Origin of the sequence: Chryseobacterium lathyri, assembly GCF_003290185.1 — a bacterium.
GTDB classification, from domain to species: Bacteria; Bacteroidota; Bacteroidia; order Flavobacteriales; family Weeksellaceae; genus Chryseobacterium; species Chryseobacterium lathyri.
In genome coordinates this window covers 85,981-101,175 of record NZ_QNFY01000006.1, presented here as the reverse complement: position 1 = coordinate 101,175, position 15,195 = coordinate 85,981, and the positions used below count along the sequence as shown (strand labels likewise).

Genomic DNA, 15,195 nt, shown 5'->3' with positions numbered 1-15,195 from the left:
AAAAACAAAAAAGCCCAGAAATACTGGGCTTTACTTATGTATAGAAAACTTATTAAAGTTCTTTTCTTAATCTCGCTACCGGAATATTGAGCTGTTCGCGGTATTTAGCGATCGTTCTTCTGGCAATATTATAGCCCTGCTCTTTCAGCATCACTACCAGCGCATCATCTGTAAGGGGTTTTCTTTTATTCTCCTTTCCGATTACTTCCTGAAGATGAGTCTTGATTTCTTTGGTAGAAACTTCTTCACCATCATCATTGGTCAGACTGTCAGAGAAAAGATCTTTCAGATAAACAATTCCGTTCGAGGTATCTGCATATTTACTTTTTACTACCCTTGAAATGGTAGAAATATCAAATCCGGTAATATCAGCAATGTCTTTCAGGATCATTGGCCTCAGTGATTTTTCGTCACCAGTAATAAAATAATCCTTCTGAAATTTTACAATAGCTGTAATCGTCTGCAACAAGGTGTTCTGACGCTGGTTAATAGCATCTATATACCATTTTGCCGCATCTAATTTCTGTTTGATGAATAACGCCGCCTGTTTATGTTCAGAAGAGTTTTTATCGTGCGAATAGGTAGTTAAAATATCTTTATATTCTTCAGAAACTCTTAGAGTTGGCGCATTTTTACTGTTAAGCATCGGAATTACCATCCCATCTTTCACCTGGATCACAAAATCCGGAATAATTTCCTGATTAATGGTGATCGTCTGCGTATCAAAGTTTCCTCCTACTTTTGGTGAAAGTTTGGAAATTTCGTCCAAAGCATCTTTAAGGTCATCTTCTTCGATATCATATTTCTGGATAATCTTGTTATAATGCTTATTGGTAAGAGCATCGAACTGATATCTTAAAATATTGGCAGCCAAAGAAACCGCTTTATCAGAGCTTACTTTTTTCTCAATCTGAAGCAGCAGACATTCCTGAAGACCTCTTGCTCCTACTCCTGGCGGATCAAGCTTCTGAATATAATTTTCCAGAATATCTTCCACTTTTTCTTTGGTAGTATAAATTCCCTGAGAAAAAGCAAGGTCATCTACAATCGCTTTGATCTCTCTTCTTAAATATCCATCGGTGTCTAAATTTCCAATCACATATTCAGCAATCTTCTCGTCTTCTTCATTGATATTGACCAAATGGATCTGCTCCAGTAGATAGTCGTACAAGGACTGCCCTTCGGTAAGAAGACTTTCGTTGTCGAATTCTTCATCGTCCGGAGAATAGTTGCTTGATGCAGTTTTATAGCTAGGTTCGTCATCGTAAATATACTCGTTGACGTCAAAATCCGTTTGAATACTTTCTGTTCCTTCATCCTGATAAGCATCTTCAAGAGAAGAATATTCATCTTCTTTAGGATCTTCCTTTACAATTTCCAAAGCAGGATTTTCCTCTAGCTCTCTTTCCAGCTCCTCTTCAAATTCCAGTGTATGAAGCTGAATAAGCTTCATCAACTGAATCTGCTGAGGTGCCAGCTTCTGTCCTAATTTGAGTTGTAAGTGTTGTTTAAGCATATTAGTCGTTGTGTTTTAACATAACATATCTACGAATTTAATAAATTAATTCGACAAAAAACACATTTAGCATGATTTTTGCATTAACTTATTAACATAATAAACTATTAGAAAATAAAAAAAGCCTTAATTTTTATATTAAGGCTTTTTTATTGATCTAGAACTCAGCACTTTTCGGCGTTCTAGGGAAAGGAATTACATCTCTGATATTGGTCATTCCTGTTACGAAAAGAACCAGTCTTTCCAACCCCAAACCAAAGCCTGCATGTGGTACAGAACCGAACTTCCGGGTATCTAGGTACCACCAAAGCTCGTGCTCGTCTACATGCATATCTGCCATTTTCTGTTTAAGTACGTCCAATCTTGCTTCTCTCTCTGATCCTCCGATGATCTCTCCGATACCTGGGAAAAGAACGTCCATTGCTGCAACGGTCTTATTGTCATCGTTTAGTTTCATATAGAAGGCTTTGATCTCTTTAGGATAGTCGAACAATACTACCGGGCTTTCAAAGTGTTTTTCCACCAGGTATCTTTCATGTTCAGACTGAAGATCCGTTCCCCAGTTTTCAACCGGATACTGGAATTTTCCTTTTTTATTTTCTTTTGAGTTCATCAGGATCTCAATTGCTTCCGTATAGCTTACACGTTTGAAACGTTTAGCTATAACATTCTGAAGTTTTTCGATAAGTCCTTCTTTTGCTCTGTCTTTTTCTGGTTTTCCTTTCTGCTCTTCCTCAAAACGTTTGTCCAGGAACTCAAGATCATCTTTACAATTGTCCAGAACATACTGGATCACATATTTTAAGAAATCTTCTGCAAGGTCGATATTGTCTTCAAGGTTGTTAAATGCCACTTCCGGCTCTATCATCCAGAATTCAGCAAGGTGTCTTGTTGTATTTGAGTTTTCCGCACGGAAAGTAGGTCCGAATGTATAAATTCTGCCCAGCCCCATTGCTGCAGTTTCTCCTTCAAGCTGTCCGGAAACCGTCAGGTTGGTCTTCTTTCCGAAGAAATCCTGTGCAAAATCAATTTCACCGTCTTCAGTTCTTGGGATATTGTTGAGGTCAAAGTTCGTTACTCCAAACATTTCTCCTGCTCCTTCTGCATCGGCTCCTGTAATTACCGGTGTGTTGATATAGAAGAACTGGTTTTTGTTAAAGAATGAATGCACCGCAAAGCTAACCGCATGACGCACTCTGAAAACAGCTCCGAATAAATTCGTTCTGAATCTTAAATGGGCCTGATCCCTCAGAACTTCCAGAGAGTGTTTTTTAGGCTGAAGAATCGTTTTATCTCTGTCTTCCGTAAAGTTATCTCCTAAAATAATAATTTTTTTAGCTACAATCTCCACATTCTGTCCGGCTCCCTGACTTTCTACAACTTCACCTACTACCTTTAATGAGGCTGCTGTACTGATTTTACTGATAATTTCTTCATCAAAATTTTCAAAATCAACAACAATTTGCAAATTATTAATTGTAGAACCATCATTTAGCGCTATAAAGCGATTGGCGCGGAATGTTCTTACCCAACCGTAAACCGTAATGTCATGATGTAATACTTTCTTGTAATCCTGTAGGATTTCTTTAATCGTCTGCTTTTTCATTTGTTGATTATAAATTTTCTTATAAAAATTAACGTCTGCAAAGTTACAAAAAAACAGCGCAACTTGGTGATTACGCTGTCCTTTTAAAAAACCATTTATTAAAATATTGAATCTAAAACTATGCTATGGATATTATTTAAAGTAAATTGGGAGCTTGGAAACTGGAAGAAGGAAGCTGGAAGAAGGAAGCTGGAAGTGACTGTATGTTCGTGATTGGCATCCTTGTCAAGGTTTTGAACCTTGACAAGGATAAGACCTTGACAGTTCACCAAGCTGAAAAAAGTCAATAAAAACGAGTGACAGTAGTGCTTTTAAACTTCCCGTTTCCTTAGATACAATCTCTAATTAAAGAATACGGTTTTCTTCCGTTCTTTTCCGTTTCTGATTTTCCAGGCGTGATAGGAACTCGGTACGTCGTACTGCCATTTCGGAAGCAGTAAGATGATTAAAATCACGTCAATATGAGACACAAACCCTAATACAATCGTAAGATAAAATACCCAGTTTGTTTGTTGAAATCCTATTAAATAGGTAAAAGCAATCAGCAGACTCAAACCCCACATTTTTGACAAAAAAGCGTGGGTACAGGTTTCTTTTCCAAATTTCCAGATACTGACAACATAGCAAAGTGCTTCCATGATGAAGATTAAAAGAATTCCCTGCCATTCATTTTTAATCAATCCAGGATTGAGAAAATAGGACGCAAATCCCAATGACAGCCAGAAAATCAGATCGGTCTGGCTGTCTAGTCTTCTTAACTTTTCTGAGGAAATACCGATCTTTCGGGCAATAATTCCATCGAAGATATCCGTTAATAACCCGAAATACATTAAAGCTACAATTAAGAACCTTGATTCTGTGCCTTTATAATACGCTAATAACAGAATAACCGGAGCAAGGATAAATCGGGTTGTGATAAGCAGATATGGTAGTTTTTTCATGACTTTTTATTTTTAAAATTCCAATTAATCAGGGGAAGTTTTCTTTTTTCATTCTCGTTCCAAAAACCGATCTGTATCCCCCGTGAATCTTTACACACATTAATCAAGGCTATCTGGACACCTCTGCATTTTTGACTCACATTCGCAAAAGTAGAAATGGCAACACCTTTTGTGGTATGGTGAAAGTTGTACAGCGGCGAAACGGCAGCCCCGTTAGTTACCGATGGTGCACTTATATTACTGGATAAACTTAATTCCAGACCGTTAGTGACGGTAGGCTCCATATTGATGATAGAGAGTTGCATTCCGTTAATTGTATTCATTTTAGCAGGTAAGGGTTCAAAATCAACATCATTAATTGCCCAATTATCAATGGATGCAATATTGACGAGAAGCAATACAGGAAAAAAAATTCCCAATCCATTAAACCCCAAGCCAACGCCATTTACTTTCTTAGGCTGTAGTTCATTATCAATTTCATCATAATATTTAATCAGCATTCCATTAACCTTTTTAGTTTCTTTCGAAGGGGAAAAAGCGATAAACTTAGTCTTATCCGATGTAGTAATCAAGCTATCCTGAGCACCGATAACACTTCCTGTAAAAAGGCCGATCATTATCAAAAGTTTTATTTTCATAACTTATTGTTTTAAAATTATAGTTCAAAAGTATCTGTGGAAAACACAAATCCGAATGCGAAAAAAAATTAAAATAAAGAAGTATATTTGTGAAAATCACAAAAACATGTATCAGGAACTTTTACTTAAGGAAATCCGCAGAAAAATTGGTAACAAATCTTTAAATGATGAGATTGCCAATATCCTCAATATAAGTTATGATGCGGCACACAGAAGGACATCTATGAAGGCTAAATTCAGTTTTGAAGAAGCTTTGGAACTGGCCAGGTTTTATCAGATTTCCCTCAATCAATTTATCACCTCAGATCAACAGATTGTGGTTCAGAAAACCTCAGTGGTGAACGAAACAGAAGACTTGCAGTCATTCTTCCAGAATAATCTCAGCATCTTTGAAAACCTGCCGCTTTCTGATGAAATGACCATCTATTATTCTGCGAAAGATATTCCTTTTTTCTATACGCTTTCAGATACTTTACTCTCCCGTTTTAAAATTTATGTCTGGATGAATCTGCTTAACGCGAAACAGGTTTTCGTTCCCTTTTTGCAGTTCTCTCCTCCTTATTTTGAATCCAACACACAGGAGCTCAAGAAAAAATACGAAGCACAAAACATAGTGGAACTGTGGAATGACAGGACCATATCCAGTATTTTGCAACAGATTTTATTTTATTACGAAACCGGACTTTTACGAAAAAATGAAGGTGAAATTATTCTGCAAGAGCTCAAAGAACTTATAGAGTACATTGAACAGAAGACCGAAAACAATCCAAAGTTTCACCTGTATGAAAACGAACTGATGCATCTTTCCAATGACATTTTTTTTCACCATCCGCACCAATCCCTTTTTGCTATACCTGTGAATATGTTTGGGTATATTTTGATAAATGATGAGAAAACCTGTGGTGAAGCGATAAATTATTTTGAGCATCAGATTAAAAATTCAAAGTCTCTGAACACTTCCGGAAACCGCGACAGAAAAATATTTTTCAATAAAATGTATGAGCAGGTTGAAAATTTAAAACAAAAACTATAATATGAAAAGCCTCCATAATGGTGAATTTTTCGGAAAGACCAATGAAACCCTGCGTTTCGATGGACTAACTATTACGGATACGGAATACACGCATCCTTACGTCGACTGGCACTATCATGAAAATGCTTATTTCACTTTTATGCTGCAGGGAAATATGACAGAAGGAAACAAAAAAGAAACTTATGACTGTCCCGCCGGAACGCTGCTTTATCATCATTGGGAAGATGCCCATTACAACATCAAACCAGATATCTTTACAAGAGGATTTCATCTTGAAATTACTGAAAACTGGTTTGAACAATTTCAGATTTCAAAAAATTCTATTGAAGGAAGCTTTAATTTGAAAAATCCGGCTTTAAAACTATTAATGTACAGGATTTTCAGAGAAACGAAATTGAATGATCCGTCTTTTGAACTTTCTGTTCATGAGCTTTTATTCAACATTTTCAGCGAACTATCCGATAGGGCTCAGAACTCTGATAAAAAACCAAGCTGGGTAAACAAAATTGATGAAATACTCCATGAAAGCTTTACGGAAAAACTGAACCTGACAGATCTTTCTAAAACTATAGATATACATCCGGTTCATTTGAGCCGGGATTTCCAGAAACATTTTCATTGCAATTTAGGAGAATATATAAGAAAACTGAAGATCAATAAATCTATAACACTTCTCAACACCTATCCGTCTTTAGCTGAAGTAGCTCTGGAATGCGGTTTTGCAGATCAAAGTCATTTCATCAGATCATTCAAAGAAAATACAGGAATTACCCCGTTACAGTATAAAAACCTTCTCAAGAAATAACAATGTTAATTTCGTTCTATTTTTTCTAAGGACGACTTTATATTTTTGCTTAGATAAAATATCAAAATGAAATCTATTCTACTGTTTGTTTTGCTTCTTAGTTTCGGACTCTCTTCAGGACAGTCCAAAAATAGTATAGCCCCCGACACCATCATACATCCTCTGCATAAAAAATACATCAACAAAATTGTTTTCCTGGATAAAACAGTCTCTCCAGACCAGATAAAAGAATCTGATTTTCTCAAAACAATAGTATTTCAGGAAGATAAAGACCTTGACATCCGTATTTTTATGGACAATTCTTTGGTTAATTATTTACATCAGCTTGATTCCTCTTTATCACCAGATGAATTACTGAAAAAAGGGAATTATCAATTCAGTTTCTATGTTGACGAAAAGCTGATCTACACTGAAAATCTGAATACCGGAGCAGGAATTTCAGAAGATAAAAAAAAGAAAACTACCTTTAGAATTCCTCTATTAAGTTCAAAAAATGAAGATTCGTGGGGAAAATATATGTGGATGAGATTTTATCTGGGTAATGGCGGAATTGATGCCCTGGAGGAAGGAAATCATGTTTTGAAAATTGAAGTTAAACCTTATTTAAAAACTTCATCCTTAAAAGTTGGAAATACTATTGCTGCAGGTGAAATTCACGTAACAGTTCCTCACAAAAATAGCTCGGAGCAGCAAATTGCCATTCAAAAGATACAACCTAACAGCGGCTGGAAAGTGTCTGATGAAAAATTGGATCAGGAAAAAATCAGGCTTTTAAATACAAAAATTGCAGAAAACAGGTTCAGAGATATCACCAGTATTGTGGTCATCAAAAATGAAAAGCTTCTTTTGGAAGAATATTTCAGCCAGTCCGGAAGAGATTCTTTGCAGGACACGCGTTCTGTAGGAAAGTCTTTTGCATCAGCTCTGATGGGTATTGCCATTAATGACGGATATTTTAAAAGTGAAAATCAAATGCTGAAAGAATTTTATGATCTGAAGCAATTCAAAAATTATTCGCCTCGAAAAGATAGCATTACTATCAAAAGCCTGCTGACGATGAGTTCCGGATTTGACGGAAATGATGCAGACGAAAGCTCTCCCGGCAATGAGGAAAATATGTATCCTACAGAGAACTGGGTGAAGTTTGCGCTGGATCTGCCTACAACACAAAACAAGCCCGGAAAAACCTGGAATTATTTCACTTCAGGTGTGGTACTGACCGGAGATATTTTAGATAAAAAAGTTCCTAAAGGCCTTGAAAATTATGCTGAGAAAAAGTTATTTCAACCTCTTGGAATCACGAATTACAAATGGCAGTTTACCCCACAGCAGAAGCCTTCTCTGGCTGGTGGACTTCGTATGAGAGCATTGGATTTTGCAAAATTCGGGCAGCTTTATAAAAATAACGGAATATGGAACGGCAAAAATATCATTGACAAAAACTGGATCAAGAAATCTTTCACTAATTATTTTCCGAATGATCATGATTTTGAAGGGTATGGCTATTTATTCTGGAGAAAAATCTATAAAGTGGGAACCCAGAATTTTGAAGCCTACCAATCCAGTGGAAACGGTGGTAACAAGATTATCATATTTACAGAAATCCCTATTGTGATCGTAATTACAGCAAAAGCTTACAACAGACCTTATGCCCATATACAGGTAGAAAAAATTGTTCAGGAGTATTTGCTTCCGGCCATTAATAATAAACAATGAGTAATAGTCTCCCATAGTTTTCCCGGAAGTATGACCTGATTAATTATAGTATTTATAGGATGTATAAAATTGGAGAAAGATTCGCGTCTGATCCTATACAAATCAAAGCGGAGAAATATTTTTCAGGAAGTAAATTGAAAGAGGGTAAGTTTCAGATCTATTATCTGAGAAGCTGATTATTCGTCTTTTTTAGAAGAAACTAAAAAGACATCGATAAGTCCTTCCGGAAGCTGCATTTTGATGAATCTTTCTTCCCGGTTCACCTCAAGGATCCAGTCTTTGATGATCGGAATTACCACTTCTTTTCCGTCCAGATTGGTCACGAAATAGTTTTGGGCAGTCTGGTCATTTACAGATCTTATCACACCGCATTCTTTATCGTTTTCATCAAGGATATCGAATCCGATGATCTCATGATAATAAAACTGCTTTCCTGAAAGTTTTGGTAGGGTAGCAAGCGGTAAGTAGACGTTTTTCCCTAAAGATTGGTCTACTAATGCTTCGGAAGAGTTTTTAAAGGCAAGATTCAGAGCATCATTTTTACTCCATGCCGATTTGGCAATAAAAAATGGAACCAATAATCCGTTGATTTCAACGAATATTGATTCCAATTTATTGTAAAGCTCGGGCTGGTCGGTATCCAGTTTAAGGATAACATTTCCCGCAAGGCCATGTCTGCGTGTGATTTTTCCTAATAAATAGCAATCTTCTTTACGCATACAGGGGTATTCTTAAGCTTCAGTGTTTTCTTCAGTTTCAGCAGCAGGAGCTTCTCCTTCTGTAGCTTCAGCAACTTCTTCAGCAGGTGCGTTAGCAGCTTCTTCAGCAGCTTTAGCATCAGCCTCAGCTTGTGCAGCAGCAGCAACTCTGGCTTCGTTTACTTTAGCTTCAGCTTCTAAAGCAGCTTTCTTAGCGTCAGCCTGAGCTTTAGATAAACCTTCTACTTTACCTTGTACTTTTTGTTCTTTAGATTCTACCCAAGCATTGAATCTTTTTTCAGCTTCAGCTTCGTCAAAAGCTCCTTTAGCAACACCACCTTGTAAGTGTTTTTTGTAAAGGGCACCTTTATAAGAAAGGATCGCTCTTGCAGTATCAGTTGGCTGAGCACCGTTGTTTAACCACTTTACAGCAGAATCAACGTTCAAATCGATAGTTGCAGGGTTAGTAATTGGGTTGTAAGTTCCTAGCTTCTCGATGAATCTACCATCTCTTCTAGCTCTAGAATCTGCAACCACGATGTGGAAGAAAGGCTTACCTTTTTTACCGTGTCTTTGTAATCTGATTTTTACTGACATAATGTTGTGAATTTTATGGGAACTCGTCCCAGTTAAATATTTAAGAGTGCAAAGATATATAAAAAATTTTATCCAACAATTATTAAATGTAACAATTTATCAATCTAGCAATATAACAGTGTTTTTTGGTTCTCTTAAACTAGGAATTCATTGGTAAATTATCCAACTTTTATATAGTTACTTTAATCTACTTTTCCCATATAAAAAAGTCCCAGACATTTCTGGTTTTCCTCAATGGTTAAAGATTCTTTAAGGTGGTTTATAATAGCGGGAGAACTCCAGTAACAGCCTATATTATTGGCTGTACAGGTAAGGTACATATTCTGAACTGCCATGGAAACAGCAGCAATCTCTTCCCATTCCGGAACCATACCACTGAAATTGACCACAATGGAAACAACAGCATCTGCTTTATTGATTTTAAAACCAATGTCCTGATATTTCTTCTCCAAAAAAGTCTGTTCGGGTTGTGTTGCTTTGTAAATAGCTTGCATTTCTGAAGCCAATTTTGCTTTTTCCTCTCCTTTAAAAATCTTAAAACGCCACGGTTTTGTACGTTTATGATTAGGGGCTAAGGTTGCGGAGTGTAGAATTTCATCCAGGATTTCCTGGGATATTTCCGTTTCAGAATAATCTTTTGGAAAGATGCTTCTCCTCTGCTCTATGATTTGTTTTAAAATTTCTGCATGATTCATACTGCAAATTTACAATATGTAATTGAATGCATTCTATTGATTTATGCCTGATTTTTCAACAGTAAATTTTGTTTTCTGTTCATTTTATAATTCGTGAATAGAAATGAAAGGATTTGAAAGTTTGAGGGTATCTGAGTTTACAAATTATCTGGCATTTTGATTCTTAGCTCTTCTATTCCCAATCAAATCACCTCTACAATCTTCTGGTGGATATTATTCAATGTAAAAGCATCACCGGATTTCATTCCCATCATTTTGTTAGCCATAGGGCTTTCCGGGGAAATAGCGTAAAAACGGTCGCCTTCATAAAAGAATTCTCCCAATGAAACCGAAATATAGAAACGGGCTTTGTTAGTAATTACCAGGGAACCCAGCTGTATCTTTTCTGTAGAAGTGTTCAGAACTTTTGACATATTTCTTTTAAGATCATTCAAAGCACCCAGCTGACGTTGCATCTGATAAATTTCTTCCTGCATTTCCTCCCTCATACTGTCATATTTTGGGGTCTTTTTAATATCACGGCTTGCTTCCAGGGTAAACTCGATAAAATTTTTAAGTTTTTCTATTTTTTCAGAAATAACTGTTTTCACATAATTTCTTATATCACTTTTTTCAAATACGATCTTCTCCATGAATCTAATCTTTACATAAAGATAATAATTTTTTAAAATAACCTGAGCCCGGATAATAAAATGTGTGGTCCAAAAAAAGCCTTGCATTTCTACAAGGCTTATATCTTTATTATTTTTCAGCAATCTTTTTAAGATTTCCCAACCCTTGGTCAAACATCTTTTTCATATTCATATCCATCATAGGTTTCATGATCTTCATCATGGTAGTCAGTTCATAATCAATTGCCCAGGTTACTTTGGTTCCGTTTCCGTCAGGAGTTAACACAAAAGCAGTTTTAGCATCGCTTTCAAAAGGTTTGATAAAATGAAGTTTTGTAATTAATTTTTCATTGGGTACAATTTCAGTGATGGACTGCTCGCCCTCTCCTACCTGATCATTCCCTTTCCAGTGGTAGGAATCTCCCACTTTGTCGCCGGCTCCGGAATAGGTAATTACGATATCCTTGTCCGCTTTAGAAAAAGGATCCCAGACATTGTATTCTTTTAATGAGCCAACATGCTGCCACACTTTTTCTTTCGGTGCATTGATCACGACTGATTTCTCAAAGTGATAATTTTTATCGAAAACCAGCAGTGCAATAATTGCATATACTACAGCTAAAAGGATGATTACGCCAAGGATTTTTAAGAGTGTTTTCATAGTTTTTGATTATTTTGAGTTATTTTGTCTTAATTTTTTAACTCTAGCAGTTTAATAGCTGTCCAAAGTTTATAATTCCTGTTTTCAAAATTAGTCATTCCACCCTCGCCGGCTCTTTTCATATGACAAGATTATTAAAGATAAAGTTTTTTTGTCACATCTCGATATCCGGGCATTATTTTTGTGGATTTCAGCTCTGATTCCCAATGAATCATTAAATTTACCTTTCATATAAAAATCGAAAAATGAATATTTTAACAGAGAAATTCAATACACCATATCATGCAGCGCCTTTTAACGGCATTAAAAATGAAGATTTTCTTCCTGCTTTTACGGAACTGATCAAAAAATCTGAAGACGAAATCAATGCTATTGTCAGCAATCCCGAGGCACCTACTTTTGAGAATGTCATTGAAGCATTGGCTTATTCAGGTGAGCAGCTGGATGTGGTCTCAAATATTTTTTTCAATTTAAATTCTGCAGAAACAAGTGACGAAATTCAAAAGATCGCCCAGGAAGTTTCTCCGCTTTTAACCGAATATTCTTCAAAGATCTCTCAAAATGAAGCTCTTTTCAGTAAGATTAAAAAAGTATACGACGAAAAAGAAAAATACCATCTGAATGAAGAACAAAAAATGCTGTTGAACGAAACTTATAAAGGTTTTGTAAGAAGTGGCGCTCTGCTGAATGAGGAGGATAAAGAAAAGCTGCAGAAGATCAATATGGATCTGTCTTTGAAGTCACTTCAGTTCGGGCAGAATGTTTTAGCATCTACCAATTCTTATTTTAAACATATTACCAATAAAGAAGAGCTCGTAGGAATTCCGGAAGCCATCCTTGAGCAATATGCTGATGAAGCAAAAGAAAGGGAACTGGAAGGCTGGGTGGTTACATTACAGTATCCAAGCTATATTCCATTCATGACCTATGCTGAAAACCGTGAGCTGAGAAGGGAAATTGCTCTGGCCAATGGTAAAAAATCTTTTGACGGTGGAGAATTTGACAATCAGGAGCTCATCAAGGAGCTTCTGCAGTTAAAGCAGCAGAAAGCTGAATTATTAGGCTATCAGAATTATGCAGATTATGTTCTCGAAGAAAGAATGGCAAAATCTCCGGCAAAAGTTTTTGATTTTTTAAATGAACTTTTAACGAAAGCAAAGCCTTATGCAGATAAAGAGATTGAAGAGCTGAAATCCCTTGCCAAAGCAGACGGAATAGATGAATTGCAGGGATATGATCATACTTTCTACGCAGAAAAGCTGAGAAAACAGAAATATGATTTTAATGATGAAGAACTGAAGCCGTATTTCCCTTTGAACCAGGTACAGGAAGCTGTTTTCGGCCTGGCAGGAAAACTTTTCGGACTTAGTTTTGAGGAAAGAAATGATATTCCGAAATACCATGAAGATGTGAAAGTATATGAGGTTTTTGAGGCTGGAAGTGTGAAGGTGGAAGATGGAAAAGAGCAGCCTGAAAAGAAGTTCAAAGCATTGCTTTATGTAGACTATTTTCCAAGAAAAGGCAAAAGAGCCGGAGCATGGATGACCAGCTATAAAAATCAGTATAAAAAAGACGGCGAAAACTCCCGGCCGCATATTTCTATTGTCTGCAATTTCAGCAAGCCAACAAAAGATACCCCAAGTCTACTGACATTCCAGGAAGTGACAACCTTATTTCACGAATTCGGGCATGCGCTTCATGGGATGATGGCAGATACACAATATCCAGGTCTTTCCGGAACTTCTGTGAAATGGGATTTTGTAGAACTTCCATCTCAGTTTCTGGAAAATTTCTGCTACGAGCCTGAGTTTTTAAAAACATTTGCCAAACATTATAAAACAGGCGAAGTTCTTCCGGATGAAAAGATCGAAAAGATTGAACAGTCTAAAAATTTCATGGAAGGTTACCAAACCATGAGGCAACTTGGTTTTGGACTTCTGGATATGAACTATCATACAAAAGTTGAAGAATTAGAAGGTGAAAGCGTGAAGGCTTTTGAGGATAAATATACAAAGGCAACAACACTTTATCCTGTTAATCCTGAAACCGCTATGAGTCCAAGTTTCTCTCATATTTTCCAGGGTGGATATTCTGCCGGCTATTATTCTTACAAATGGGCAGAAGTTCTGGATGCAGATGCATTCCAATATTTTAAAGAGACCGGAATTTTCAATCCTGAAACTGCTGCAAAATATAAAGTTCTTCTTTCTTCCGGCGGAACAAAGGATCCGATGGAGTTGTATAAGAGTTTCAGAGGAAGTGAGCCAAAAGTGGAGAGTTTGTTGAAAAGGGCGTTTGGATAATCAATATATTAATTAATTTATAAAAAGAACAGTGAATAGCTGTTCTTTTTTTGTTTAAACCTGAACCATAGAGTAAAAACAAGTGTTTCATTCTGAATTTTAATTTAAATCTCTATAAAAATGTATAAATTCGCCTGAATATATAGCCTTAAAAATAAAAAAACAGGGCCTGTTAGAATATAATGGATGATAATAAAAAAACAATATGGAAAAACAATTTTATGCAGTTTATTTAAACCCCTCAAGACCTGACTTTGCTACGACCATGACAGACCATGAAAGGGCAATTATGATGGAACATGTTGCTTACTGGACAGAAAAAATGCAGCAAGGAAAAGTATATGCTTTCGGACCTGTTATGGACCCAAAAGAAATTTACGGATTGGGAGTTATAGCGGTAGAAAATGAACAAGAGTTAAAAGACTTCATTGTCAATGACCCGGCAGGAGAAATAAATACATATGAATATTTCCCAATGAAGGCTGTAGTGCCGAAGGATTTTACATAGTGATTTTATATGAACATACAGGAATACATCAAAGAATATATCACCAGTCAGTCTGAGCCAAAACGAAGTGACATGCAAGAGCTGCACCGCATCATTCAGGAAATCATGCCAGGATGTAAACTATGGTTCTTGGATGGTAAAAACGATGAAGGTAAAACTGTTGCCAATCCTAACATTGGCTATGGACTTCACACCATACACTATGCTGATGGAAAAATCAAAGAGTTTTATCAAATCGGGCTCAGTGCAAACACAACCGGAATTTCCGTTTATATCCTTAGCATCAAGGATAAGGCTTACTTAGCTGAAACATATGGAAAAACAATCGGTAAGGCGAGCGTGACCGGGTATTGCATTAAGTTCAAGGCTTTAAAAGATATCAACATTAACGTGCTTGAAGCAGCCATACGGGATGGATTTGAGGCAAAGTAACACCATCACAAAAACTACAACAAAGAACAAACTGAAATTTCTTTACCCTCAGCATACGTTTTTCCCCAATCGCAAAGGCTTTCCAGAATAGGAACTAAGTCCTGACCTTTATTGGTCAAAACATACTTAACCCCAATAGGAACAGTTTCGGGAATTTCTTTCTTGACAATTACTGCGTGTGTTTCCAATTCTTTGAGTTGCCTGCTCAAAACCTGCTCAGAAATATTCGGCAGCTCCTTTTTCAGCAAATGAAAGCGGTTGTTTCCCTGTGAAATAGAATAAACAATTTGTGACTTCCAACGGCCGCCAATCATTGCTATTGCTGAATTTAATTCACAGACTTGAAATAAGAACTGCTCATTTATTGCATTGGTGGAATTTTCTTTACGCATAACTCATCATTTTAACAGCTCACAATTTTGTTCGTTATTGTAT

General features: G+C 36.5%; 16 protein-coding genes. 6 read left to right on the top strand and 10 right to left on the bottom strand.

The window, feature by feature from the left end; all coding sequences use genetic code 11:
- Positions 1–52 precede the first annotated feature (52 nt).
- The 4 genes from rpoN to DRF61_RS09780 all read right to left on the bottom strand — a co-directional run bounded on the left by rpoN (position 53) and on the right by DRF61_RS09780 (position 4,701).
- Positions 53–1,516, bottom strand: coding sequence for an RNA polymerase factor sigma-54 (gene rpoN / locus DRF61_RS09795; RefSeq protein WP_111956464.1), 1,464 nt, complete (start codon positions 1,514–1,516; stop codon positions 53–55).
- Positions 1,517–1,673: 157 nt separating this feature from the next.
- Entirely contained in the window at positions 1,674–3,122 is a 1,449-nt protein-coding gene (gene asnS / locus DRF61_RS09790; RefSeq protein ID WP_111956462.1) for an asparagine--tRNA ligase, read from the bottom strand.
- A 341-nt stretch (positions 3,123–3,463) separates the two neighbouring features.
- A complete protein-coding gene (locus DRF61_RS09785) occupies positions 3,464–4,063 on the bottom strand; it encodes a CDP-alcohol phosphatidyltransferase family protein (protein WP_111956460.1) in 600 nt (199 codons plus the stop codon).
- Entirely contained in the window at positions 4,060–4,701 is a 642-nt protein-coding gene (locus DRF61_RS09780; RefSeq protein WP_111956458.1) for a hypothetical protein, read from the bottom strand. The genes DRF61_RS09785 and DRF61_RS09780 overlap by 4 nt, the downstream gene beginning before the upstream one ends.
- A 106-nt stretch (positions 4,702–4,807) precedes the next feature.
- Between DRF61_RS09780 and DRF61_RS09775 the strand changes: the two genes are divergently transcribed.
- The 3 genes from DRF61_RS09775 (at position 4,808) to DRF61_RS09765 (ending at position 8,255) form a co-directional block, all read left to right on the top strand.
- Positions 4,808–5,734, top strand: a complete 927-nt coding sequence (locus DRF61_RS09775) for an XRE family transcriptional regulator (RefSeq protein ID WP_111956456.1) — start codon at positions 4,808–4,810, stop codon at positions 5,732–5,734.
- Position 5,735: 1 nt separating this feature from the next.
- Entirely contained in the window at positions 5,736–6,539 is an 804-nt protein-coding gene (locus DRF61_RS09770; protein ID WP_111956454.1) for a helix-turn-helix domain-containing protein, read from the top strand.
- 66 nt (positions 6,540–6,605) lie between these two features.
- Complete coding sequence (locus DRF61_RS09765) at positions 6,606–8,255, top strand: serine hydrolase domain-containing protein (protein ID WP_111956452.1); 1,650 nt, start codon at positions 6,606–6,608, stop codon at positions 8,253–8,255.
- 176 nt (positions 8,256–8,431) lie between these two features.
- Here DRF61_RS09765 and rimM read toward each other — a convergent pair whose 3' ends face one another.
- The 5 genes from rimM to DRF61_RS09740 all read right to left on the bottom strand — a co-directional run bounded on the left by rimM (position 8,432) and on the right by DRF61_RS09740 (position 11,517).
- Positions 8,432–8,974, bottom strand: a complete 543-nt coding sequence (rimM, locus tag DRF61_RS09760) for a ribosome maturation factor RimM (RefSeq protein ID WP_111956450.1) — start codon at positions 8,972–8,974, stop codon at positions 8,432–8,434.
- Positions 8,975–8,986: 12 nt separating this feature from the next.
- On the bottom strand, positions 8,987–9,550 hold the full coding sequence (locus DRF61_RS09755; RefSeq protein WP_111956448.1) for a 30S ribosomal protein S16: 564 nt from the start codon (positions 9,548–9,550) through the stop codon (positions 8,987–8,989).
- A gap of 182 nt (positions 9,551–9,732) precedes the next feature.
- Positions 9,733–10,245 (bottom strand): nitroreductase family protein, encoded by a 513-nt coding sequence (locus DRF61_RS09750; protein ID WP_111956446.1) that lies wholly within the window; start codon positions 10,243–10,245, stop codon positions 9,733–9,735.
- Positions 10,246–10,427: 182 nt separating this feature from the next.
- Positions 10,428–10,877 carry a hypothetical protein gene (locus tag DRF61_RS09745; RefSeq protein WP_111956896.1) on the bottom strand — a complete coding sequence of 150 codons (450 nt, stop codon included), beginning with the start codon at positions 10,875–10,877 and terminating at the stop codon, positions 10,428–10,430.
- Positions 10,878–10,986: 109 nt separating this feature from the next.
- On the bottom strand, positions 10,987–11,517 hold the full coding sequence (locus tag DRF61_RS09740) for an SRPBCC family protein (RefSeq protein ID WP_111956444.1): 531 nt from the start codon (positions 11,515–11,517) through the stop codon (positions 10,987–10,989).
- 245 nt (positions 11,518–11,762) lie between these two features.
- Here DRF61_RS09740 and DRF61_RS09735 point away from each other — a divergent pair, with 245 nt between their 5' ends.
- From DRF61_RS09735 to DRF61_RS09725, 3 genes are all read left to right on the top strand, one after another.
- On the top strand, positions 11,763–13,820 hold the full coding sequence (locus tag DRF61_RS09735; protein WP_111956442.1) for a M3 family metallopeptidase: 2,058 nt from the start codon (positions 11,763–11,765) through the stop codon (positions 13,818–13,820).
- A gap of 205 nt (positions 13,821–14,025) precedes the next feature.
- A complete protein-coding gene (locus tag DRF61_RS09730) occupies positions 14,026–14,328 on the top strand; it encodes a YciI family protein (RefSeq protein ID WP_111956440.1) in 303 nt (100 codons plus the stop codon).
- Between the two features lie 72 nt (positions 14,329–14,400).
- Positions 14,401–14,760 carry a DUF1801 domain-containing protein gene (locus DRF61_RS09725; protein WP_228452640.1) on the top strand — a complete coding sequence of 120 codons (360 nt, stop codon included), beginning with the start codon at positions 14,401–14,403 and terminating at the stop codon, positions 14,758–14,760.
- 14 nt (positions 14,761–14,774) lie between these two features.
- Here DRF61_RS09725 and DRF61_RS09720 read toward each other — a convergent pair whose 3' ends face one another.
- A complete protein-coding gene (locus tag DRF61_RS09720) occupies positions 14,775–15,152 on the bottom strand; it encodes a winged helix-turn-helix transcriptional regulator (protein ID WP_111956436.1) in 378 nt (125 codons plus the stop codon).
- Positions 15,153–15,195 lie beyond the last annotated feature (43 nt).